We start from the raw sequence: 24689 nt of genomic DNA, 5'->3' as shown, positions 1-24689 counted from the left end.
AGTAATCCGGGGATAAAGGCGAACGCTATGCTTCTTCAGATTGGTTCTGCACTCTCCGTTTTCGTGTGAATTTGAAATACATTAACTATATAAATTACTTATTTACATCTGGACGTTAAACAGGTTTCCGATCTTGTATACGACATCATCGGTATCGGCATTGATACTCGCCGCTTCGTTAATGCTGGAGATGCTCTCCAGTGCTTTGATGTCAGCGTTGTATCCGATCGTATAGATCGGCACTTGATATGTCTCGACCAGTTCACGTATATCTTTCAGTGTATGTCCTTCATTGGTCTCTCCATCACTCAGGACAAAAATCAGCGGTTTCACGTTCGGGTCAGCCGCCATATAGTCCTCCAGCATCTTCATGGCTACCACGATACCGTCAAAGGTCGCTGTACCGCCCCCTGCTTGCAAGCTATCCACAGACCCGACGAACATGGACTGCTGGTTGGTATCATACTTGGCAATCGGCAGATTAACGGTTACGCCACTGGAATAAGAAACAAGGCCAATGCTATTGTCGGTACCGAGATATTTCTGACCTTTGCGAAGAGATTCCTTCAACCGGTTCAGTGGTTCTCCATCCATGCTTCCGGATACGTCCGTTACGAATACGGCAGCGATCGGTTTACTTCCGTTCTTTTTCTCTTTCCATACTTTCTGTGCGGATAATAGAGTCCCCCCATCGACGGTTGCCAGCTCGGACTTGTAATCCTGCAAACCGTTAAATCCGAACTCTTCTGCCGACTTCTGGTACTTATCCTGAGTGACGAATTCAGCGAATTTCTGAATGATTTCCTGTTTGTTCTGCGGCAGCTGCCCCAGTGCATACAGCGGACTGTCATGTCTTACGCCAAACGGGGTGAAGACATATCCACTCTTCAGGTCTGCGGTGTTAACGTATGTCTGGTATTCAAGCACAAAGGCATCCAATCGGCCCGACTTCGCGGCTTCACGCATCTGAATGGTTGTGGAAGCCGTAAATGGCACATTAGCCTGGAACTTCTCGAAACCTTCAATCGCTTTCTCCCCCAGCGGATTGGAGCTATCGTACGTATTCAGTGCCGTCACAAGAAAGTTAAGTCCTGTGGAGCTGGCAAACGGGTCGGTATACCCCATTGCGAGTTCATTGTTGGCAATCGCTTCGGTGACCGTTTTGACATTGACGGAGCCGTACGTGTCAACGAGCGAATCATATTTGGCTTTGGAGATTACGATTCCGGGAACGTTGCCCACGAGTCTATCAGACACCTTCTCGGTCTTCACACCACTTGCGGCAACCATCTCGCCCCACAGTTCGTTGGAAGGCGTGTATGCATCAGGCACGTATTTGCCAGACTTGATGTAATCGGCTGCCGTACCGGAAGCAATATTCCGGATTTTTACCGATACAGGTTGACCGCCCACCGTAATGTTAGCCTTGTTGAATTCTTCACTAACCTCGGTCAACCAGCCGTCTGCTCCGGTGCCCGACTTCTCAATGGAAGAGAAAATCTCGACATACTCGTTCGTGGTATTCTCAACGGTAATCGGGAACTTCGAGATATCTGGGAGGGAATCTGCCACATCAACCGGATCCAGATCAATCTGTCCCTTCACGGGTTCAGCCGTTGCTGGCGCAATGTCCGCATACAACTTGCCTAATTCTTTGCCTGCATTCTCTGTTGTCACCTGTGTACTGGATTTTCCGAAATTCGATGTTAATGTAATTCCTGCATAGACCAATCCGAACACGAGCACCAACATCACAATCGATATGAGAAAAAACTTCCCCTTCTTCGCCATAAATGCAACCCCTCACTGTCTGTATAATTTGGTGTGCTTGATTAACTGATCAATGTCCTGCATACAGGGCATCTGTTCAATATCCCCGGCTTCAAAGCTGTCCAGGCGTGATATTTCCAGCAGCAGCTGGTCAAGTTTGAGCAGTATTTCTTCATTCGTATGGAGCGAGTCTTTTACATAGGATAGATAGTCGTTATACACTTTGGTTTTTTCCTGAACTAATTTGGGTGGAATCTTAGAGGATTTGGATTTCATTAAGGCGGCGTATTCGGCTTCATCGAACACATGGAGTCTGTTCAGCACGCTTCGAATGTTGAGATACAGCAGCTTCTCCACTTCAAGCGTGACGGAGGCAAATTTCTTATAACTCAGCTCCCCCGGATCGAACCGCTGGTTCAGCACGTTCAGGAGCGTCTCTTTCTTTTTTTTCATCCGGCTCAATTGGGACAATCCCAACGTAATATCTTCCTCCAGCACTTTAATTCGTCTGTAAAAGGATAAAGCTTCTACATAATCTTCATGTGTCTCGATCTGCTTAACCGGCAAGACTACAGGCTGTTTGAACAGCAGGGTATAACTTCCGTAACACAGGGCCATCACACTTCCGAACAGCATGGTGACGGACAGTGCAGTGGAGAAGGCTCCACCACCGAAGCCAAGCCCGATGAAGCCTGGTGAAAATAACAAAATATTGAGGACAACTACGCCGAAGATCAGGCCCAGCCATTTTATGTATTTGGTCATCGTAATCCACTGACCTCCTTTCTCGCTATATGACGGATCAATTGTCGATATTTCCCACTAGCGTATATCACTCATTGTACATGATGCAGCCCTGATTCGGTCGAAGAATATGGATATTCCTAATATACGTGACGCCAGCTTATCCCATTTCACCGATACAGGGACATGTGGACAGATTTTTGACGAGCTCACTATTGAACCGATTTACGACGGAGGAGACAAACGAAAATATCCGTTAACGGAAAAAGAAAGATTTACAGGTAATACGTGGAATCCAGAGGTTACGTGTCATTTTTTATATAGGACGAGCCGAAAAAGCAACCAAAAATACTCCGGGCACAGGGCACCGGAGTATCTTAAATTTAATTCTATTCCAGCCTGAACAGCTGATGAAAGGGTACGACTTTGTCCTCATTATACCATTGTGTTAGCTGATTTCCATGCTCTGCCTGTTTATGAGATCACAAAGTTTGGCTTGCTCCGGGTCGTCCGCACCTCTACGACTTTCCCTGCGCACCCATGATCACCAATGGCCTGGAACGTAACTGTCACACTCTCCTTACCAGAGGTAACAGCCTGAGGAATATCATAGGTCGCATAGAACACTTCACCAATCTTGTTCAGATGAATTCGCTGTTCGCCAACTACGGTTCCATCCACCAGTAGGTTGAATGTTCTGTCATACCTCGTCCCTTCCCGTTCAAATGGTGAATGATCCCCGCCCCAGTAGCCGACGCACAAGACATTGGTACCGGAACCATCCACGGCCAGCCGGTAACTGAAATAGGCTTCGCTGACACCAAAAGCTTCGCGCCACATATGTAGCCTATTACGGCTATCCGTGTATGAACCATTGTGATGTTCTGCTCGGCAGTTGCTATCCAGATGATGCCCGATCTCGTCCTGCTGACCGTCTGGCTGCACCCTGTCGATCGTAATCGCATTCAGTTCCTTCTCCAGTGCATCGCCTTCATCGTTGAACGGCCAATAGACCGTATAAAACTCATGATGCACATCGTAGAACGGAACCAGCTTCACGGCTTCACCCGTAGACGTCACATCCTTGCTAAGCTCAAAGGTTAACGTCCCCTTATCCACCACCTTGATCCATTCCCGGACATCTTCCTGCTCCGTCCAAATCACAGGCACGGGTGCTGTCTTCGGATTCAGAGCTGTCTCATCCACGATGGTATCCTCCGGCAGCCCTTCGCTTCCCAGTGCGCCCGCGAGCACAATGGGTCCATACAGGAAGGCGACTTTGTGGGTATCATCCCTGGACGTGTATCGGCTCAGCGACATTGGCAGGGTGATGGTCACGACATCCCCGGCAGACCAAGTGCGCTGGATGGAGAGATAGCCGGCTTCCATCCGTGTATACGGATGAGCCGTATCCCCATTGACGGTTGCCGTCATTGGCTCCTGCAGCCAAGAGGGCACGCGTAGTCTTAGATTGGCCGGGGCACGTCCTCCGGTAATCGTCAGGGTTACCTTTTCCGAATAAGGAAAGTCGGTTTCAAGCTTCAGGGATAGCCCTTGTGACGTCCAGTCCAGCCCGGATGCGATATAGAGGTTCACATACAGGTCCTGTTCATCTTCGAAATAGATGGCCTCGGCATATTTGCCTGGGTTCTCCATGCCTGAGCCTGTGCAGCACCACCATGCGGTATCGTGTGTACCATAGATTTTGTAATGGCCTTGAAGGGTTGAGGCAAAATACGTTTTGTTCCCTGTGTCAGGGTCCTGTGTGCCCAGAATGTGATTGTAGATAGCGTTCTCATAATAGTCCATGTAGGCACTGTCCGGGTTCCAGGCAAACAGCTGCTTCGTCAGATGCATCATGTTGTGGGTACAGCAGCTCTCCCCGGTTTTGATGCCAAGACTTTCCATGCCCTTCGCTTCATAATGTTCCGATATGCTCGTGGCACCAAATACATAGGAACGGTGATGAATCGTTGTGTCCCAGAAGAACTCGGCTGCCGTCCGATAACTTTCTCGAGATTGATCCTGGTTGTAGATTTCGGCAGCACCAATCACTTTGGGAATCTGAGTATTGGCGTGTTTGCCTTGAAGGTCGTCCTGTTTGTGTTCCAAGGGTCCAAGGATCAACTGATGGGTAAACTTGTTAGCAATCTCAAGGTATACGGCTTTGCCAGTGATCCCATATAATTGTGCAAATACCTCATTCATGCCTCCGTGCTCACTTTGAAGCATCGTCTGCATCTGTTCTTCTGTCATCGGGAGCAATCCTTCTACCGCCCAGTCTGCAAATCGAGTGACAACTTCAAGTGCCAGTCCGCTGCCTGTCCGTGTATAGGCGTCAATCAGACCACGATAGATTTTGTGCACACTGTACCAAGGAACCCAGTATTCACCGATATTGAATCCGCCGATATGTTCGGCCCGGAATGCGATATGGAATGCTTCTTCCGTCAAACCGCCAATATAGCCGCTTCCCGTAGTCTTCTGAATTCCCGCGAGTTCGTTCACGGCATAATCCAATGTTTGTTTGAGCGTCTCATTACCTGTGGCTTGATAAGTCACTGCCAGAGCAGACATATAGTGCCCCAGGGAATGTCCACTGATCGTCCGTGCTTCCCAGCCGGCATACCGCTCCTTCTTCGCCGTTAACCCGTGTGCTTCATAACACGGAGCCAGAAACCGATCAATATCCAGCGATAACAGGTAACGTTCCCCGACCTCCTGAGACGTTTGGAAAACCCCGTTTAATAGCTGCACGTGCTCCGGACCCAAAAATCCCCGTTTCGTTTCGATCATGACCTATGCTCCTCCTCATTATGTACAGAATGTTATAGTTCCTGATATCTTTCCGGCATCATACGAGAGGGTAAAATCCGTTCTACCCACCAATTGCTTCATAACCCCAAATTCATACAAACCCTTGAATATCCACATATTATCAAATAAAATACAACTACATCAGACTCATAATCCAAGAAAAGGTGGATAAATCCGTCTTATGCAGAAGCCACTCGAATTTTATCTGTGCGGTAAGTTCATCACGGAAGGCAATTGGACACACATGAAACGGATCATGCCTGTGCATGAGATCATTCTGATGCTGGAGGGAGAAATGTACATTGCGGAGGAGGAGCGGCATTACGTGGTTCGCGCCAATGATCTGCTGTTTCTGAGAGCCGGCCATACCCATTACGGATATCAAGTCAGCGATGCTCCTGTCAGCTTTTACTGGGTTCACTATGACACCTTGGCTGAAGGGTTCGATCGTTATCCTACACATGCGACTATCCCGGTACCCTCCACGGCCAATCAGCTGTTCAAGCAGCTGCTGCATGTCTCATCCTTCTCCACCGAAGAGGCCGATGCCGCACTTCTCCTGCTGTTAAAAGAATTGGAACGCAACACAGAGGCTGGTTATCGCCCTCATAACGCGGTTGTTGACCATATCTGCAAGTGGGTTGGTATTCATCTCCATACCGATATAACAGTAGGCAAGATTGCGGAGCACTTTAATTTTAACAAGGATTATATCTCCAAAATGGTAAAACGCGAGAAGGGCATTGGGCTGAAAACCTACATCCTTACCGAGCGAATTAACCGGGCCAAACAGCTGCTGCTCAATACCAATGCCAGTGTTAAGGAAATAGCCGGGCAATGCGGATTCTCGGATTACAAACTGTTCCTGCGCATGTTCAAGCAGTACGAAGGCAGTACGCCAACAGAATATCGCAATAACCTGTATTCCACTCAGCTCAATCGTTTATAATCAATGGATTAGTACGAAATCATAAGATTGTCGCATAGACTGACTCATAGAAATTCATGCGTATTCTATAGAAAATTTTGATTATTCCGATAAATTTAGTTGTGTTAAGATGTGGAATAACTGTATTTCATCCACCCCATTTAAGAAGGAGAAATTGCAATGACGACAACGGCAGTCACGATTCAACCCGCTTCAGAAGCTGATCATAAAGGGATTGTAGATATCCTCATTGCAAGTTATGCAGAGTACAAGGATACCTTTCAGGATCAACAACGTTGGGAAGCCTATGTGAAAGACATCGAGGAGTCACTGGACAATCCCTACCTCACACAATTGTGGGTCGCCAAAGTGGACGACCAGATTGTAGGGACCGTGCAATTGTTCGAAACTGCACATAATGCCTATCCCAATTTTGAACTCCCGATTGATTATCCGTTCATTCGCCTGCTTGGCGTGGATCCTGCGTGGCGGGGTCACGGTATTGCCCGGGAGCTCCTTCGTCAGTGTGTTGCATCCGCCAAGGACATGGGCAAAAATACGGTGTATCTGTTCACGGGCGGGCAGATGACGAATGCCATCCGTTTATATGAACGTTTTGGCTTTGTGGAGGATGAAGAATTCAGTACACGCAGCAGTGGGGGAAACGCCATCTGTTATCGTTACGATTCATGATTCATATGAGAACACATGCTATTAAGCGCAAGCTATAAACTTCAGTTCAATTGAAGTGATAAAGATGAAAAAAAGGCCACTCATCCGAGTGGCCTTTACTATTGGAAGATGCAGCAATGTAATACTGCTTATTAACCGCCGATCTCCACCAAAATTTTCGCATGGCTCTTGTCGCTCATCAGCAGCTCCAGTCCTTCTTCCACGATGTTATCCAGTTTGATTTTCTTCGTAATAACCTGTTTCACATCGAGAGCTCCTTCAGCTATGAGGGAGATGACTTCAGGGAAAATGTGGCGATATGCCAGTGTGGCCGTCAGATTCGCTTCCTTCACCAGAAGATCAAAGAAGTTCACCTGCAGTGGGTTAGGGATGGCTGCAATGACAACCACTTCTCCGCCTTTTTTGACAACCGCTACAGCGCTATCCATCGTAGGTTGCACACCTGCTGCTTCATAGGCGACATCAATTCCACCAGATTGCTCCAGGATGACTTCCGTTGCATTCACTTTGGCACTGTTCACTGGAATTGCTCCCAGTTTAGCTGCCAGGTTCAGGCGTTCCTCGAACACGTCAACTGCATAGATCGTGGAAGCTCCTGCCGCTTTTGCAGATAGAATGGTCAGCAGTCCAATTGGGCCTGCACCATACACAGCTACCTTCTGTCCCACTTTCAGCTTGCTGTGGCGAACGGCATGGAAGGCTACCGCTGTAGGCTCAACAAGTGCTCCTTCTTCAAAGGAAACATTGTCTGGCAATGGATGTACCATATAAGCCTCAACAACAACATACTCCGCAAAACCACCATCCCCATTCAAACCTACGAAACCAAATTCAGTACACTGATTATAGCGTCCCTGGATACAGTATTCGCATTTGCCACAATGATACAATGGCTCCACCACAACACGGTCTCCTACGCTGATACCGCTTACATCACTTCCCAATTCACTGACCGTTCCGGCGAACTCATGTCCCAATGTCAATGGTGCCTTCTGACCGGAGAGCGGATGATTTTCACCTTCTTGAATCCCTACACCATGGTGATAAGCATGCAAGTCACTGCCGCAGATCCCCGCATATTCCACTTTAATTTTGACTTGTCCGGATCCAGCAACCGGAACTTCACGTTCTTCCACTCGAACATCTTTATGGCCGTACCATACTGCTGCTTTCATGAAAATCCATCCCCTTTTATTGAGCTTATAAATAGCTTGTCTATGTATTATATCGCCGTTCACTTATTATTCATATTTATAGATACTAATGTTAATATTAGTAGAAGTAATGTTAAAACGGAGATGAGCCCATGAATCTGGAACAGCTTGAATATGTCGTTGAAATTGCCAAAACCCAATCGTTCTCCGCCGCTTCGGAGCACCTTCACGTTACCCAATCGGCCATCAGTCAGTCTATCCATCGTCTGGAAAAGGAGCTTGGCCTGATCCTGTTCGAACGTTCCCGTCAAGGGACCTACCCTACACCGGAGGGCAAACAGTTTATTGCCAAGGCACTGGACATTTTGCAGCGGGTTGATGAATTGAAATCGCTGAATGTGGAAGCATCCTGCCTCACAGGCGACCTGCATGTAGCGACTTTTCCCAGTGTCATGCACTATCTTGTCCAGACCACTGCCGATATGAAACGGGAGCATCCTCTACTGAACATTTCCATTGAAGAGAAAGGTTCCATGGAGATTATTGAAGATATCCGGAACAACAAGGCACACCTTGGCTTCATCGCGATCTACACGAAACAGCTGCGTGAATTCGACGGACTGCATTTCAGCCCAATGTATTCCGGCAAACTGGTTGTAGGCACCCATCACCAGTCTGATCTTGCCAAGCTCAGTCGGGTGACGCCAGATCAACTGAAGGAGCATTCCCTTGCGCTGTACCGCGATGGCTTCATAGAAGATTTCATTAAGGATTTCACATACGATTATGGAGCATTGTCCATCCTCTTCAAGACCAACAATTCGGAAGCGATCAACACGGTGCTTAGAAACAATATAGCAGCCAGCATCGGCCATGACTTCTCTTTCTATCAAAACACGTTATGGAAAGAAGGCCTTGTGAAGATGGTTGAGATTGCCTCCATCGACCAGCCCAAGATGCAAATCGGCTTCGTACAGACCGAGTCCAAGGAGGTTGCCGTTGCCGCAGAACGATTTGCCCAGAAGTTCAGACAGGCGATCGAGCTGGATTATTTGAATAGTTAAGTTCTTTTAATTTTAATAAGAATTCGCATCATTACTCAGGGCCAAACCAAACAAAAAGGTACACCACACACTGGGGATGATCCACTTCAACTCCTCCAGCAGCATGGGTACCTTTTCTTTGTGATGCCTACACTTTTACTTTTCTCACGGCTTCGCTCATCTCATTGGTATGCTGCTCCAGCAGAAGCTTCTTCCGATCCTGCATATCTGTACCTCAGTAGGGGAGAAAAACTCCCCTTCATTTATTTTACCTCTTCTGTCTTTGCAGCTGCAGTTGGTAACTGAATCATTGGTGTATTGGATCCACTGACATATGGCAGCACACCATCCCACTTCTTAATCGTTTCGTATTGAACAAGTTGGCTTGTAAGTGATTGTTGAAGCTCTTTATTTGCTTTGGCTTGACCTTCTGCTTCAATCAATAGTTTGTCTGCGTTACCTTGTGCTTCCACACGTTTCCGTTCTGCCTCTTTCTTCGCAATTTCAAGCTCAGTCGTTTTACGTTCCAACTCTTGGGATGCCTCAACCCGTTTATCTATGGCTTCTTGGGTTTTCGCATCTGGTTGAGGAACACCAACGGTTACATTGGATACAATGAATCCTAGCTCTTTGACATCGTCTGCGAAACGTTGTTGAACGTCTACGCCAGCCTCAGATGATTTTTCGCCATATACATCAATTACAGTAAATTTAGAAATACCTTTCCGGGCAGCATCACGAAAACGTGTTTTCAGATATGTATCTTCAATTTCTTGAATGCTAATGGGTCCAAAGGTATTGAAGATCGAAGACACTTGGCTTGGTTCTACTTGATAGTTGTAAGCAAAATCGATTGTGATGTTTTTTCCGTCAGACGTAGCAATCTGGATATCCTTGTATTCAACGGTTTGAATTCTAATTGGATATTTGGTTACCTTATCAAAAGCACCAACCAACTTCCATCCCTGACTCAGCGTATTATCTTTTACGCCCCCATTTGGTGAATAGACAACGCCAACATAACCGTTAGGAATTCGTGTCACAAAAAAGCTTACCAATACTACCCCCACAATAATCACTAAAGCTACTGAAATGGCTCCTACCTTAAACGTCTTTAGATTCTTCATTTACATTCTCCTCTTGTTTGAATTTGTTGTATCTTTTCAACACTCTTCTACCTACCATATTGAATAGCGGGAACATTAATGACCATAGAATAAAAGCTAAGATAAAGACTAAAATCATTCCCCCAATGAATGGCATACTCGTCCTCCCTCTATGGTTGTATTCAACACAAACTTCATCATCACGTAGCAGCTCACACATTTAGAATTACACTTCTGCTTAAACTCTCCCCCTGCTAATCCTTCGTAACCAAACTTTATTAAAAAATGTTATTTCATCCGTCTCTCCCTTCTCCTAATCGTTAACTAAAATATTTAATTCTTCTAATTATATACTTCTATTTTCATATCTGGTTTCAATGATCTCTAAGACTTCTTGCTGACCAAGGATCTCCGCCTCACTTTTCAACATGGAAAAGACTTAAAAGAGCAAGTCCACGTTGCCGCCTGGTCTCAACTCTCTGAGCCCATTCCTTTGCACATAAAAAAAACACCTCGGCATACATGCCGAGATGTTTGATCCATTTCGAGGTACATACCTCTGCTCTTCAATATTACTTCTGCAAGCCTTAAACTTCCTGCCCATTCGACTTCCTGAACCGGATCAGGGACCAGATAATCAATACGGCAAGGACACCGAGGCAGATACTGATACTGAATCGATTACCCTCATCGAATATGAACATCACCGCAATTACTCCAAGCGCCAGTACGGCCAATCCGGTTACGTAAGGGAATCCCCAGACTTTGAATGTCGGTGTGATCGGATATCTCTTCCGTAATTTTAACTGGGAAGTGGCAATGCAGATCCATACAAGCATCACGACAAACCCAGGCACTGCGAGCAATACGCGGAACAATTGATCCTGAGCGAACAGTCCAAGCATCGAGCCTCCGAGCAAAATGACGGAACAGACCAAGAGCGTATTCACCGGACTGCCGCTCCGATTGGTTTTGGACAGTGCTTTTGGAGCCTCACCACCCACCGCCATGGAATGTAGCATCCGGGATGCGCCGTAGATGCCGGAATTGGCAGCCGATAGAACGGCAGTCACCAGAATAAAGTTCATAATATGCGCTGCACCAGGTAAACCTGTGGAAGCCAGCACTTGTACAAACGGGCTGCTTTCCGGCCCGATCTCATTCCATGGAATCAGACCACAGATGATGAGAATCGGCAGCGTGAAGAACAAAATAATTCGGAGCATGAAATTGCCCACAATTTTCGGCATGACCTTGTCCGCATTTTCCGTCTCCGTCAGTGTCAGACCAATGAGTTCTGAGCCTCCATACGAGAACATGACGACAAGCAGCGCGGAGAAGATCGATGACCAACCATTCGGGAGGAAACCTCCGGCATGTGTGTAATTTTGCAGATAAGGTGTGTTATCACTTGGAATAATGCCAAAGATCAATGCGGCACCCAGGATGATAAAAATAATGATCATGGCTATCTTGATGCCTGCCAGCCAAAATTCAAACTCCCCGAACACCCCAACACTCAGCAGATTGACGAGTATAATAAATACCGCGCACGCCAGACTCAGCATCCATAACGGCACTTCCGCGAACCAATATTGCAAGAAGCTCCCCGCAGCGATCACCTCAATGACACACACGGATAACCATAGGAAGCAGTACATCCACCCCATTACAAAGGATACCCTGCTGCCAAAGGCTTCTTGCACGAAGTCTTTCATGTTTTTGTTTTTATAGACGGTAGCCATCTCCGCCATCGCTGCCATTACAACCAGCAGTAATAGTCCAGCAAAAATGTACGTTAAAATAACACCCGGACCTGCGAGTCCAATCGTTTCGGCACTGCCTTTAAAAATTCCGGTTCCAATGACACCGCCCATGGCCATGAAGCTGATGTGTCTTGGTTTAAGCTTTTTCTGTAATGTTCCTTCTGTCTGAGCCAATTCAAGTCCTCCTGATGTCAACAACGTCTGTAATCTTCTCTCAAGCTTTTATAACATAATTTCCAGTATACCCTATTGTTCATGCCTCAGCACAGAGATTCGTTATGGCAAATTCATTCAATTCATACGGCCACGCCAAAAAACCAGAACCCTGCGAAGGCAGAATCCTGGTTGATTACCCTTTTGTAAATGAAATTGAAACAACGAGGAGGACTATTCGAGCGGTGATAACTCCTTCGTCATAAATACACTATTCGGGTCCAATATATAATCTGCAAAAGGCTCGCAGTATTCGAATCCAAAGTCTTCATACATCCGGCGTGCCGGGATAAACGAATCCATCGATCCGGTCTCCAGGCTAATGCGTTTGTATCCCCGACTTCTGGCAACCTCAATGATGTGAGTCAGGATTTGTCTCGCTACGCCTTTTCGAAGATGGGCCTTGGCTGTACGCATCGATTTCAGTTCGGCATGCTCGGCGCTCAATTCCTTCATGGCCCCACATCCCAGCAATTCTTCACCTTCCCATGCGCACCAGAATGTAATCTCAGGTTTCTTCAACCCATCCAGATCCAATGCATGAATGCTTTCCGGCGGCGAATCTTCGGCCATGCCAAGCAAATGTTCTGCGATTAACCCCTTAACCTGATCCCCACTCAAATCATCCACTCTGATCTCCATAACAACCACTCCTGCCAACAATTTTGGTGTATTCCATCGCTGTTTTTAAACTTTATGATTTCATCTTACTACCGTGGCAGGTTTACTGACAAGAGATTAAGAAAACCCACTGAAAAGTGTATTGTGATCCCCTAAAATTTCCAGTATGATGGGGCTATCTGATTTTCCAAAGGGGCGAAGATATTGAGCCAACCATACAGTTCATTTTCGTACTGAGGTGAAGCGAGCTTCATTTATCTTCAAAGGAGACCAACATGACACTGACAACGGACAACCTGTTTTATAGCAAACGATTGAAAATGACACCTCCACGTGAGGAAGACGTGCAGACAATGCTGCAATGGAATGAAGATCCGGAGTATCTTCGTAATGTGGATACCGATATTGCCATTCCCTATTCGGAGAAACAACTGGAAGATGAGGGGGAAACGAAAAACAAAGAAGTGTACTTCAGGCTTCGAACACATGAGGAAGATACGCTAATCGGTTTTGTTGTCATTCACAGCATTGAATGGAACAACCGCTGCGGACAGCTCGCCATCGGCATTGGACTTACCGAACATCGCAACAAAGGGTATGGAACAGAAGCGTTGAATCTGATTTTGCGATATGCCTTCCATGAGATGAACCTCGATCGTGTGGGGCTGGACGTCATTTCGTATAACGCAAAAGGGATTCGTGCCTATGAGAAGGCCGGTTTTCAGTTGGAGGGGCGAGCACGATCCGCGGTATACCGGGATGGACGGCGTTATGACCGCCTGATGATGGGGATTCTGAAGCCGGAGTGGGAAGCTCTTAATCCAATACAAATGGAGGAAGAACAATAATGGCATTGAATACAGAAGTCACGGAGTTTATCGAACAGATCTCAACCCCCTGGCAAATCACCGTAGCAGGACAATTACGCCAGCTGGTGCATGATTCCATTCCGGACGCGCAAGAGCGCATACAATACAAGAAGCCTCACTTCCTGAAGAACGGCAAATATGCCGCCGTCATCTCCCCTTCCAAACAGGCGGTGTCCTTCACCATTTTTAATGCGGCTGCTCTTGATCTGCCCGATGGAGTATTTGAAGGCCCAGCGGAACGCAAAACGATCAAGATCAAGGAAAAGGATACACCGGATTACGAATGGCTCGCTGGTCTCCTGACGCAGGCATCTGCAGAATTGTAGAGAGAGGTACAATTGGGGGCTGTAATTGATCAGATCTAGTGAGTGGGCCAGATCTAATGCCTGACGTGAGCGTCAGCTTGATTCTTTCTTTAATTTGAAAAAACGTAAGAAAACGAAGATAACAAAAAAAACAGGTCAATCATGGTGATATCTGACCATAATCGACCTGTTCTATGTAACGGAATAGCATTATTTAGGGTATAAAATTAAAGCCTTTACGTACATACAACCGAAATGACGAAATCATTATAAGGGTAATACTATGAGTAATATGTGTATTGGTTTAATAATGAGTTCATCATGCACTGGGTAGCCCTACTGTAGAAAAACCTTGATAGCAAGAAGCCAATCAGTGTTAGACTCCTTAGGATTCAAATGTCATTTTCTCAGGAAATACACCGCCCTCCTTAACTAGACATCTGGCCATTCTTTGAGCGGCTCTATCAAAGTAAAATTGATTTGAATGATTGGGGTTATTAATTGATTCTAATTCGGAAAACATTCTAGTTCCTTTGTTTAATTCAATCTTACCCATTATCTCTTCTTTTGGGCCGAATCGATAAATCACAACTGATTCATCCTCATAGTCTTTCAAGAGTAAAACAAAAGCTCCCATTTATAATCACCTCTAATCTATTTCCCACGGACGACCTGACCTGACAGCAGCGTCGTGAGCAGTTTCATAATTTGTTTTAAATATACCTTCAAACCTTGATTCAAACAATTCATGATTCAATAAATCAATGTCTTTAGGATTGTAAGTTCCTTGCTGTAATCTAGTCCATGCTTCGGCAATTTCATAATCGGGGTCAAACCTTCCATTTCCACTTGACTTGATATGTTCATTATTAAATACATGGTCTTTGATACGTTGAATCCGACTCTCTGCAAATCCTGTGTTTTTTGAAATGGCCTGAACATCTGAAGTTGATGCTCTTATACTATCATACATTTTTGACGCTTCAGCTTCTTGTCGGAAATATTCATCTACTGAGAAGTTATTACGACCTCCAGTTTGAACATTACCCGTTCCCCTACCAATCTCCTTTTCCTTCTCCACGAATTCAGAAAATTTCGAGGACTCTCTCGCCTTTTTGCTTTCGGCAATGTTTTCAGTAATTCGCAAGCGTTGATCCTGAAAACCATGAAAGCCACCCGTCATATTTCCTGTTCCAGGACGGGAAAACGAATTGATTTTCGCTCCCCCTCCTGTAGACGTAAATAGATTGTGGGGCTTAATCGTAGAAGCATACCCGCCACCTAGCATCAATCCACCTACGCCAAAAATGTTAGCCCAGTGCTCACTAGACCAAGCATTCGTTGGAAACGTAGCTTCACGGATCGTACCATGAATACCGAATGTAAGCCAATTCGCTGTATCATTCGGAGAGTCGAACGCCTTATTCGCTCGATCCACATACCCCTGAACAAGACCACTAGGGATGCCGAACGTCCAATAATTCAAAAATCCACCTACACTATCGTAACGCTTCTGATACCGATCATCTGCAGATTGCATAAAGGCTTGTCCCAATTCGACCAAACTATCAGCAGACTTCTGGAAAGCATTACGTGGATCGGCTGCGGGAGCCCTACATTCATCCGGTGGAGGTGGAGCACATCTTGGATCATAGGATTGTACCGTTTGACTATCGGCCATCCGAAACTTTTCGGAATGACTTCTAAGCTCTTTCGATATTGACATGGATAAGGTCACAAAGTTATCCATAACCCGCTGTGCATGAGTAAAATCAGCATAAAAGTTTTCTTTTGTACTCCCATCCCATACTCTCTCAATCTCAAACATTCGTTGTTTCAGGTTGTTATTCATCTGATAAATCTGGTTCTGAGCAGCTTCGAACTGTCTGGATACAGCCAGAAGTTGCTCTGGTGTTACTTTTATAGTAGTCATAGCGTACCTCATATAATAAGTATACGTTGTTAAACGAATCTTTCATCCTCACTACATTGGCACAAGAATTCGGCAACCCGTAGTATGAAATATTATTATAAATGAGGTACACCGTAAGTAGGTAGCTACTCACGATGTATTTACATAGTCCACTTTTCCCTAATTATCTCCAAAACATAATACTACTTGGAACCTATTCTGAGTCCTGCTCAAATAAATAAGTTCCGATCATTCGGCAATCTAGTTAAGATTGCTGATACGTCACCGCAGTCATCTGACACGGTTCACATACAAACATATAATACATGCCCTCGCCATACTCCTCGATCTGCGCCCAGTCTACCTGCCCAACCGCCTTCATGGTTGTGGAGCAGCAGGGACAGACCGGATACGCTGCATCCTGAACCCATCCGGGATGACCGCCAATCTGGGATAGTGACGGTTCCATGGCCCACTCACTGCCATGGAAGGCCTGACGGGGTTCTTTCGCAATGTAGAATGAATCACAAACATCCGGGGCAGTTTCAAACGAGTTATCCGGATCAATGTCATCCATTCCTACTGGCATGACATTGTGGGAACTCCAGAAGGGCTCCCCTGCTGAGCTTGTCTCCATATAGACCACACCGTAGCAGCTGCAGTTGATGCAAGTTCGAATCTGCAGCTTTTCGGCTTGCCAGGAAACATTCTGCAAGGCTGGATGTCTCACATCCAGAGCAACCAAGTTCGTTAAAGCGGTTCCACACCATGGACAGCTGCTGGAACTTGTTTGAAGCATTTGAATGGGCACGCCGCTTGAAGGCGCAATCGTTCCATCCTCATCCTTACTTTTATATAATGAATAACTTGGGGTGGTGAACAATTCTCTCCGCTTCCCGTCCTTGGTGAGTTCCCACCCGGCTTGGAAGGTGTATTGCTCTGGTTTTACATATAATTGATCTGCCCAGGCCGGCGGAGACTGCTTCCATTGCCAGAACTGCTCAACAACTACCTCATCGCCGATATAGGCTAACATAATCAGGATATGGTTTCGATTCTCGTCATCGTTGTGCACCTGCTTCAAGAGCTGATCCCGCACGTTCGCTGAAGCACTTTTATATAGAATCGCAGGATAGTAGATCTCCTGCTCCAACAACTCGGGAATCTGTGCAGCGAGCGAGATATCATGGTAACAGACCAGATACAGCAGAATGTCTTTGCCGGTATCCGTATCATCGGTACGAATCAACTCCATCGCATAGTCTGCCATCGCTTCCTGCTGCTCCGCAGACAGTGACAGGTAGACTTGCTCTTGGGAAAGTTCATATGGCACATAGTGAATTAATGGATCGCGTACATGAGGTTTATGCATGATTTTCAGAATCTCCACCGGGTCATGCACTCCTTCATACAAATTCACGTCCCGTCGATTCGCTTCAATGTATTTCCGGCGTTCCTCCCGCTCCATCTCCTGCTTGCAGGGCATGCAGTACCCACCTGTCTTTGCCGCGGTTGCCGGTAAAATCGTATTGGTGCATCCTTCACGGATACACGGAATGCGTTCTGTCATTCCTTTGTACCTCCTTGCCGTCTGATCGATATACCCCCGAGTATATCATAGGAAAATCATGGGATGTACTGGCTCTTCTCAGACGGATCTTCGCCTCATGTGAAAAAGCACGCCACAAGGTGACGTGCTGCTCCTTACTGATATCGCTTCATCCCGAAACCACAATTCACCTTAGTGATGTCCCAGTTGGTCCTTGGTAAATTCATAAAAGGCTAAGGCATCTTCACTGCTGGCAAAGCCTGCCTGAGCCATTCTGTCACTGCCCCCGCCCTTGCCCTGGTAAGCTCCGAGATTGCCCTTGAAGAATGGACCGCAAGACCACTCCGGCGGCTGCCCGTTCTGGGCCAGAACGACCTTGGCCTCCGAAATGCTGGCAAAGAGCACGATGCCCTCATGATCTTCCGTCAGCTTGGTCGCCAGGCTCTGCATGTCCTTGAGGGATTTGTCCTCAAATATCTGGGCAATCACCAAACCTTCCCGTGCAGATAGGAGTTCCTGAGCATAATACGTATCATTGGTCGACTTGACTGTACTCAGCTCGGACAAAAGCTGTTTCTGGTCTGTTTCCATTTTGTCGATACGATCAAGTAGCTCTTCCCTGCTGGTTTTTAATTTCACCGAAATGCCGTTTAACACCTGCTGTGCTGCCGTGAATTCGTTTAATGCTCTGAATCCACATTTGAAATAGATGCGCGTGCCACCTTTAACCTTCTCCGTTTTCAGCACCTTAAGGATGCCGATCTCGCCTGTTGCCGCCACATGTGTGCCGCCACAAGCGTTGTATTCCACACCCTCCATCTCGACAATACGGATGTCCTCTGTCACAGTAGGCTGCTTCACGAGCGGCAGACGCGCTGCTTCCTCCGCAGTAACCCAGGAGCTGCTAATGCGGGCATTGCGGTAAATCTGGCGGTTCACTTCTTGCTCAATGGCTGTCAATTGATCCGCTCCCAGTTCTGCGGCTACATCAATCGTTGCATATTCGGTCCCCAGATGGAAACTGAGCGTCATCGCATCAGCCAGCTTCAGCGTGATCGCTGACAACAGATGCTGCCCTGTGTGATGCTGCATGTGATCGAATCTGCGCTCCCAGTCAATCTCGCAGTGAACCTCCTTCTGCTCAGGCGCCTGATCGACTTTATGCCATACCTCGCCATCTTCGATGTTTACATCAAGAACAGCGATACCTCCGATTCGGCCCAGGTCACAGGGTTGTCCACCCCCATGCGGATAAAATGCCGTCTCCGCAAGCGTGATATATGTACCGTCTTCCTTGTCCGCTCTACCCGTAATTTGTGTATGCCAATCCCGCGTGTATGCGGAGTCGTAATATAACTTTTGTGTCATTAACTGATCCTGATCCCTTCTCGTTCAATTTGAGTGCTGATCCATACACATTCCTAAGTATCTGTTCTCCAGATTACACTATTTGGCATGAGGACACCAAATTTCTGCCCTGCTGCTATAGCTTCTTAAACCAAAAAGACCACTCTGTAACCAAACTACAGAGTGGTCTTTCTTCCTTACCTCCATTGGACAAAACGTTGGAAAGGTTGTGAAACATGATTACACTGGAACGTAGATGCTAACTAAACAGCTACCAAAAGTATGGCCTGCCATCGGAGTGGTCAAACGACCACTGGCATTCCCTATTTATTTCATTGACTCGGAGAGCTCTGTGAAAATAACTCCCAGTGCGTATGCACCGGCATCCGGATACCCCAGACTGCGATCTCCAACCGTACCTGCGCGGCCCATGCGTGCCACGATGTCTTCAGTTTTCTTCGCACCTTCGACTGCCGCTTGTGCCCCTTTGGCAAATGCTGTTTTGAAGTCATCACCAGCATTTGCACTTTGTGCCCAGGAATCGGCACAAGGCACGAGTGCATCAATCAGCGTCTTGTCACCTACAACTGCGCCGCGCCCGAAGGACCGCTCACCCGTGGATTGAATGCCTTGCACGGCTGCTTGCATCATTTCAGCAAAGTCAGATACCGTCAGCTGCTGTTTATCTCCTACAGCTTTGCCCGCTGCGCGGAATGCCGAACCCCAGATTGGACCGGATGCCCCGCCGCAATACTCCATAATAACGAGCGAGCAGGCATCCAGGAACGAACCGATATCCTTCTTCTCTTCGCTGATAATATGATTCCATTCGCGTTTTAGCTGACGGAATCCCTTCGCCACGCTCATCCCGAAGTCGCCGTCCCCTGCATGGGAATCGAGCTCACAGAACGGCACCTCGTTCTTGATAATGATCTCACCCATCTTATCGATCAGGTACACGATATTGTCCAGGGAAAATTGGTTGTTGTTAATGACTGCAGCGGATGCAGCTGTCTCCACTTCATAGGAAACCGGAGCGTCTTCACCTACAACTGCTTCAAGTGCTTCGGAGTAGGCTGCTTGTGCAGCCGGAGGACCGGAAACCTTGAATGCAGGTGTGTCACTTTCCTTAAACAACAACGACTTGAGTTCATCATCCAGCTTCAGGATCGTCAGCGATGCGCCAGCCATATCGATGCTGGTCATATAATTGCCAACAAAGGTGGTAGCTACTTGGAGACCCGAATGGCTTGCCAGCTCACGCTGAACAGAATTGTTAAGCAGGTACAATTCCTGCAGCGGCGTTGCACCAAAACCGTTCACGAGCACGGCAATCTCAGCGGATGTGCCGCCATCCAGCTTCATGTCTGCCAGCAGGGCTTCAACCATCCGGCCTGCCAGCTCATCAGCAGATACAATTTTCTCACGGCGAATACCAGGTTCACCATGGATTCCTACACCGAACTCCATTTCATCGTCGGCAATTTCGAACGTTGGTGTCCCTTTGGCAGGTACGGTACAGGACGTAAATCCAAAACCAATACTGCGTACGTTCTGGGCTGCCTTCTCGGCAACCAACTTCACTTCTGCCAAACTACGCCCTTCTTCAGCTGCAGCTCCGGCAATTTTATGCACAAGAACCGTTCCGGCAACGCCGCGCCGCCCTACGGTATACAGACTGTCCTGCACAGCAATATCGTCTTCAACACGCACATACTGTACATCGATACCGTCTTCCTCCGCCAAATGTGCTGCATTCTTGAAATTCATCATGTCACCGCTGTAGTTCTTGATGATCAAGAGTGTGCCCTTGCTGCTGGCCGTTGCCTTGATTGCCTGGTATACCTGAATCTGGGAAGGAGATGCGAATACATCTCCACATACCGCAGCATCCAGCATGCCTTTCCCCACATAGCCAGCGTGAGCCGGTTCATGGCCACTACCGCCGCCACTAATGAGGCTGACTTTGTCTGCATTAATCTCTCTGCGTTTGATGACCTTATACTTTTTCAAAAATTCAAGCTCCGGGTGTGCCAGCGCAATCCCGTTGCACATTTCCATCACGACATTTTCAGCCTGATTAATAATTTTCTTCATTACTTAGCCTCCCGGCGAGCTTTGTATTCCCGTCCCATACGGTCCGCCGCTGCAATGGCAGCAGCTACTTCAGGAACGGTGATCGGGAACGGCATAGCGTGAATGGATTCTTCCGGAATGCATGCGATCTCTGCCACTTTCAGCAGCTCTTCTTGAGTAATGGTATCTACACCGATATCTGCCAAGCTTACAGGCAGTCCCACCTCGAGGCAGAAGTCCATGACTTCATGCAGCTCTTCGGTTGGTGCATTTTCAAGGACAAGCTGTGCAATCGTACCGAAGGATACTTTTTCACCATGGAAGAAGTGATGTGTACCCTCCAGAACCGTCAATCCGTTGTGGATAGCATGTGCTGCGGCCAGACCGCCACTTTCGAATCCAAGACCTGATAGCAGAATGTTGGTCTCAACGATATTTTCCAGCGCTTGCGTTACAACGTTGCTGTCACTGGCTACTTTTGCTTTTGCTCCGTCCGTCAGCAGCATTTCATAGCACAATTTTGCCAGCGCCAGTGCTGCATTCGTACCTACAGCAGATGGAGTATATCCTTCGCGGGATCCCATTGGCAGACTTGCATTTACACGGGAATATGATTTCGCTGTTGCTCTTGCTTCGAAGTACGTAGAGAGCGCATCTCCCATACCGGATACCAGGAAGCGTGTTGGTGCGTTAGCGATTACGGTTGTATCCACCAGCACTACGCTTGGACTTTGTTTGAAATATGCATAGTCATCAAAAGATCCTTCTGGTGTATACAATACTGCCGAGTGACTTGTTGGTGCATCGGTAGCAGCGATAGTTGGGCAAATGATCAATGCTTCGCCTTCCGCTACACATTTGGCTGCATCAATGGCTTTACCGCCTCCAAGACCGATGGTGCAGGTGCATCCTTTTTCCTTCGCAATTTCCTGCAGACGAGCCACTTCCTGACGGGAGCACTCCCCTCTAAAACCGCTTTCAACAAAAGTAATATTGAACTTTTCTGCTGTTGCATCAAGCTTTGCCTTTACACGCTGTACATCATCCGGATGTGCGATCAATAAAGCGGAATCTCCGAAGGATTTTACAAAGTAACCAAGGTTCAACAGTTCATCTTCGCCTTGCACATATTTGGTTGGGCTGATAAATGCTTTTCTCATAATGGTATGCCTCCTAAAGATAGTTAATAGAGTGGTCGTGTTAATGCATCAAATTTGAATGGTTCACAATTAACCTAAATATATCTCATGAATGCGAGAGACACATTGGACTTTGATAACAAATTATTATAACTTCCAATCGTAATTTTTTGCTTTTTTCTGAATTCATGGTATGTTATTGTCATTGGATGGTTGAATGTTGACATCATCTTACATTACCCGTTTGCATCCTATTCTAATATGTACAACTTGCTAACTTTTTAGCGCTTAAGGGCCCTTAATCAGGTTAGCTATGGAGGTTCACACAATGATTAAAGAATACTTGCACATTAATAAAATCCTCGACCTAAATAAATGGAAGCGCCTACAGGATTCACTGGCAAATGTAACCAAACTGGCCATTCTGACCGTCGACTACAAAGGTATTCCAGTGACCAGCCACAGCAGCTGCCAAACGTTCTGCCAAAATGTACGCAAAGATCCCGAGCTTCTTCCCTACTGCCAAAAATGCGATTCACGTGGCGGGCTGGAAGCGGTTCGGTTGAATGAACCTTATGTATACTTATGTCATTTCAATATTATTGATATCGCCATTCCCATCACCATCGATGGAAAATACATTGGAGCCGTGATGGCAGGGCAAGTTAAGCTTGCAGATCCGGACAAAGGCACCGATCTGGAACAGATCGTCTCTTCCAAAAACGTGCCCATGCATGAAGCGAAGCTGCAGGAACTGCAGGACGATTATGATCAACTGCCTGTCATGACCTATGAAGAGATTGTAAAAATCTCCAACATGCTGTCCCTGCTGTGCAACTATATTGTAGAGGAAGCTCTTAATAAAAATTTGCTGGTGGAGATGTTCGAGAAGGCTTCCGGCTCACAGGAATCCGTTAATCTATCCACGATTTTGCCCGGGTATTCCATTCGCAATATTGAATCCATCAAAAAGGAAATGACCAATGCAATTGCGGATGCCTATCTCAAAAACAGTCCAAGCGATAATGCATGTACCAGCCCTGCGTTACAGCCTGCATTTGAATATATTCACAGTCACAAGAGTGAGCAGGTGACATTGAAACACATGGCAGATCTATGCCACCTTAGTCCAAGCTATTTCAGCAGACTGTTCGCCAAGGAGACAGGGGAGAATTTTACAACCTACCTGGCCAAGCTCAAAATCAAATGGGCCAAGCAATTGCTGGAGGTCACCGACATGCCGATCTCACAGATCAGTGATGAGCTGGGGTTTAACGAATCCGGGTACTTTATCAAAATTTTCAAAAAATTCGAAGAGATAACGCCTGCCCTTTATCGCAAATACATTCAAGAGCAATCTGTCACCTAGTCTGACTATTTCATCTGTTCCTGAACCCAGATCGCAGACTCAGCCAGCATCTCCATTAATCCGTTAAAGTTAGGCGCGACCTCCTGAAATGGATAGTCTCCTGCATAGTCGTGGATAAGCATGAGAATTTTACCCGAATTCCGTTCCAGAATAGCAATGCTTCCTTCTCCAAAACCGCCGATCGGAAACGGATTCAGATCCTCAGACAGGTCATACTCTCTCTTATATTCTTGGTACGCTTCCACAAATGCGGGGTATGCCCAGTCCAATTCTTGTACGGAATAAAGAGCAGGATCGCCGAAGTTACAGGCGCCATAATAGAGCAAAAGCTCCCTGTATGCTTCGGGAAGATGAACGTTGTGCTTTTTCTCAAAGTCAGCTATTGCCTGCTCCAATTCCGGCGTACAGCTCTTCCCCATTACAGTCTGATACGCCTGATCCAAAAGAGTTCGGATCGGTTCAAGAGCCTTAGATTCCACGAAACATCCTCTCCTCTGTAATTTAGATAAAGTTATCCAAATGATCTCGATATGAGCATAGTTACTGACTAAAGGTCTTCAATGTAACTGACTTCAGAGGGAATCAATTTGCCATTGTACGCCCTGAATCAACTTCAATCGTACCTGTATACGTCCCCGGAGAAACTTGCACCGGTATTTCAGCAATCAGTTTGTTGTCCTGAACCCGGTACCTCAGAATACGACCAATGCTTGCCTCTTCAAACCACATTTCCGCATCTTCAACAGGATAAGAATAGGCATACTCTTTACCAGCAATGTTCATCGTGTATTCAACCGTTGCCTGGTGTTCCTTGTACATCGAAGACAACGAATTCTGAGCTTTCGCTATCGGGTCCCCGATAGGGATTTCGGTCCAATCCTCTTGTAACACATGAATGGCTGAGCCCCGCGCCCCGGTACCTTTTCCAGTCGTAAGTATAATGATTACTTCGTCCTGACCTTCGCCATCTATATTGGCGGTAACCACTTCCGGGTAATAAGCTGGTTCGCTGATGTTTTCCCATGGAAATAATTCCGTTTGGTTATTCCACGTGACTGTAATTCCGGAGTACATCCCTTGAACAGATTTGGTTGCTGCGCGTAATGTAATGTCTTGTTGATTTTCTTTGATCTCTGCCAATACAGTTCGTTCTTGATTGGGAACAGGAAGATAACCCGGTAGAGCAATGATTGCTGCACAGATTAGTTTGGGTATGATCAACAAGCTCATCGTTGAACCTCACTTTACTATTCATAAAAATTTGAGTT

Annotated in this window: 21 protein-coding genes; 6 read left to right on the top strand and 15 right to left on the bottom strand. The window is 46.7% G+C overall.

The genetic code is table 11. The features are described from left to right. Nucleotides 1-102 precede the first annotated feature (102 nt). From MHB82_RS04365 to MHB82_RS04355, 3 genes are all read right to left on the bottom strand, one after another. The gene (locus tag MHB82_RS04365) at nucleotides 103-1791 is read right to left on the bottom strand and encodes a VWA domain-containing protein (protein WP_183522402.1); all 1689 of its coding nucleotides are present in this window, start codon (nucleotides 1789-1791) and stop codon (nucleotides 103-105) included. A 12-nt stretch (nucleotides 1792-1803) separates the two neighbouring features. Continuing rightward, nucleotides 1804-2541 carry a hypothetical protein gene (locus tag MHB82_RS04360; RefSeq protein ID WP_095361069.1) on the bottom strand — a complete coding sequence of 246 codons (738 nt, stop codon included), beginning with the start codon at nucleotides 2539-2541 and terminating at the stop codon, nucleotides 1804-1806. Between the two features lie 447 nt (nucleotides 2542-2988). Further along, complete coding sequence (locus MHB82_RS04355; RefSeq protein ID WP_341173929.1) at nucleotides 2989-5310, bottom strand: beta-L-arabinofuranosidase domain-containing protein; 2322 nt, start codon at nucleotides 5308-5310, stop codon at nucleotides 2989-2991. Between the two features lie 202 nt (nucleotides 5311-5512). On the opposite strand from MHB82_RS04355, the gene MHB82_RS04350 reads away from it, so the two are divergent. Together MHB82_RS04350 and MHB82_RS04345 are read left to right on the top strand one after the other, a co-directional pair. Continuing rightward, nucleotides 5513-6280 (top strand): helix-turn-helix transcriptional regulator, encoded by a 768-nt coding sequence (locus tag MHB82_RS04350; RefSeq protein WP_341173928.1) that lies wholly within the window; start codon nucleotides 5513-5515, stop codon nucleotides 6278-6280. Nucleotides 6281-6439: 159 nt separating this feature from the next. After that, entirely contained in the window at nucleotides 6440-6952 is a 513-nt protein-coding gene (locus MHB82_RS04345; RefSeq protein ID WP_110755765.1) for a GNAT family N-acetyltransferase, read from the top strand. A 131-nt stretch (nucleotides 6953-7083) separates the two neighbouring features. Here MHB82_RS04345 and MHB82_RS04340 read toward each other — a convergent pair whose 3' ends face one another. Next, nucleotides 7084-8127: a 2,3-butanediol dehydrogenase gene (locus MHB82_RS04340; RefSeq protein WP_341173927.1), complete on the bottom strand. Its 1044-nt coding sequence runs from the start codon at nucleotides 8125-8127 to the stop codon at nucleotides 7084-7086. A gap of 131 nt (nucleotides 8128-8258) precedes the next feature. On the opposite strand from MHB82_RS04340, the gene MHB82_RS04335 reads away from it, so the two are divergent. After that, nucleotides 8259-9170, top strand: a complete 912-nt coding sequence (locus MHB82_RS04335) for a LysR family transcriptional regulator (RefSeq protein ID WP_341173926.1) — start codon at nucleotides 8259-8261, stop codon at nucleotides 9168-9170. Nucleotides 9171-9412: 242 nt separating this feature from the next. Here MHB82_RS04335 and MHB82_RS04330 read toward each other — a convergent pair whose 3' ends face one another. From MHB82_RS04330 to MHB82_RS04320, 3 genes are all read right to left on the bottom strand, one after another. Continuing rightward, nucleotides 9413-10276: a prohibitin family protein gene (locus tag MHB82_RS04330; RefSeq protein WP_095361063.1), complete on the bottom strand. Its 864-nt coding sequence runs from the start codon at nucleotides 10274-10276 to the stop codon at nucleotides 9413-9415. A gap of 566 nt (nucleotides 10277-10842) precedes the next feature. Then, a complete protein-coding gene (locus MHB82_RS04325; RefSeq protein ID WP_341173925.1) occupies nucleotides 10843-12195 on the bottom strand; it encodes an amino acid permease in 1353 nt (450 codons plus the stop codon). A 213-nt stretch (nucleotides 12196-12408) separates the two neighbouring features. Further along, complete coding sequence (locus MHB82_RS04320) at nucleotides 12409-12876, bottom strand: GNAT family N-acetyltransferase (RefSeq protein WP_341173924.1); 468 nt, start codon at nucleotides 12874-12876, stop codon at nucleotides 12409-12411. Nucleotides 12877-13130: 254 nt separating this feature from the next. Between MHB82_RS04320 and MHB82_RS04315 the strand changes: the two genes are divergently transcribed. Both MHB82_RS04315 and MHB82_RS04310 read left to right on the top strand, forming a co-directional pair. After that, on the top strand, nucleotides 13131-13703 hold the full coding sequence (locus MHB82_RS04315) for a GNAT family N-acetyltransferase (protein WP_341173923.1): 573 nt from the start codon (nucleotides 13131-13133) through the stop codon (nucleotides 13701-13703). A 5-nt stretch (nucleotides 13704-13708) separates the two neighbouring features. Continuing rightward, nucleotides 13709-14050 carry a DUF1801 domain-containing protein gene (locus MHB82_RS04310; RefSeq protein ID WP_341176577.1) on the top strand — a complete coding sequence of 114 codons (342 nt, stop codon included), beginning with the start codon at nucleotides 13709-13711 and terminating at the stop codon, nucleotides 14048-14050. Between the two features lie 364 nt (nucleotides 14051-14414). Here MHB82_RS04310 and MHB82_RS04305 read toward each other — a convergent pair whose 3' ends face one another. From MHB82_RS04305 to MHB82_RS04280, 6 genes are all read right to left on the bottom strand, one after another. Beyond that, nucleotides 14415-14666, bottom strand: a complete 252-nt coding sequence (locus tag MHB82_RS04305; RefSeq protein ID WP_239302429.1) for a hypothetical protein — start codon at nucleotides 14664-14666, stop codon at nucleotides 14415-14417. 12 nt (nucleotides 14667-14678) lie between these two features. Continuing rightward, nucleotides 14679-15962, bottom strand: coding sequence for a WXG100 family type VII secretion target (locus tag MHB82_RS04300; protein WP_341173922.1), 1284 nt, complete (start codon nucleotides 15960-15962; stop codon nucleotides 14679-14681). Between the two features lie 244 nt (nucleotides 15963-16206). After that, nucleotides 16207-17511 carry a DUF1963 domain-containing protein gene (locus tag MHB82_RS04295; RefSeq protein WP_341173921.1) on the bottom strand — a complete coding sequence of 435 codons (1305 nt, stop codon included), beginning with the start codon at nucleotides 17509-17511 and terminating at the stop codon, nucleotides 16207-16209. A gap of 171 nt (nucleotides 17512-17682) precedes the next feature. After that, a complete protein-coding gene (locus tag MHB82_RS04290) occupies nucleotides 17683-18858 on the bottom strand; it encodes an alanyl-tRNA editing protein (protein WP_095361057.1) in 1176 nt (391 codons plus the stop codon). A gap of 306 nt (nucleotides 18859-19164) precedes the next feature. Then, nucleotides 19165-20934, bottom strand: a complete 1770-nt coding sequence (gene dhaK, locus MHB82_RS04285; RefSeq protein ID WP_095361056.1) for a dihydroxyacetone kinase subunit DhaK — start codon at nucleotides 20932-20934, stop codon at nucleotides 19165-19167. Next, nucleotides 20934-22073 carry a glycerol dehydrogenase gene (locus MHB82_RS04280; RefSeq protein ID WP_095361055.1) on the bottom strand — a complete coding sequence of 380 codons (1140 nt, stop codon included), beginning with the start codon at nucleotides 22071-22073 and terminating at the stop codon, nucleotides 20934-20936. Before MHB82_RS04280 ends, dhaK begins: the two co-directional genes overlap by 1 nt. Nucleotides 22074-22380: 307 nt before the next feature. Here MHB82_RS04280 and MHB82_RS04275 point away from each other — a divergent pair, with 307 nt between their 5' ends. Next, nucleotides 22381-23421 carry a PocR ligand-binding domain-containing protein gene (locus tag MHB82_RS04275; RefSeq protein WP_341173920.1) on the top strand — a complete coding sequence of 347 codons (1041 nt, stop codon included), beginning with the start codon at nucleotides 22381-22383 and terminating at the stop codon, nucleotides 23419-23421. A gap of 5 nt (nucleotides 23422-23426) precedes the next feature. Here the strand turns inward: MHB82_RS04275 and MHB82_RS04270 are convergent, their stop codons facing one another. Continuing rightward, a complete protein-coding gene (locus tag MHB82_RS04270; protein WP_341173919.1) occupies nucleotides 23427-23900 on the bottom strand; it encodes an SMI1/KNR4 family protein in 474 nt (157 codons plus the stop codon). A 103-nt stretch (nucleotides 23901-24003) separates the two neighbouring features. Next, the gene (locus tag MHB82_RS04265; RefSeq protein WP_341173918.1) at nucleotides 24004-24651 is read right to left on the bottom strand and encodes a hypothetical protein; all 648 of its coding nucleotides are present in this window, start codon (nucleotides 24649-24651) and stop codon (nucleotides 24004-24006) included. Nucleotides 24652-24689 lie beyond the last annotated feature (38 nt).

The organism is Paenibacillus sp. FSL K6-2862, assembly GCF_038005125.1.
GTDB lineage: Bacteria > Bacillota > Bacilli > Paenibacillales > Paenibacillaceae > Paenibacillus > Paenibacillus illinoisensis_A.
The sequence above is the reverse complement of the archived record's forward strand: the minus strand, read 5'-3'. Positions and strand labels throughout refer to the sequence as shown.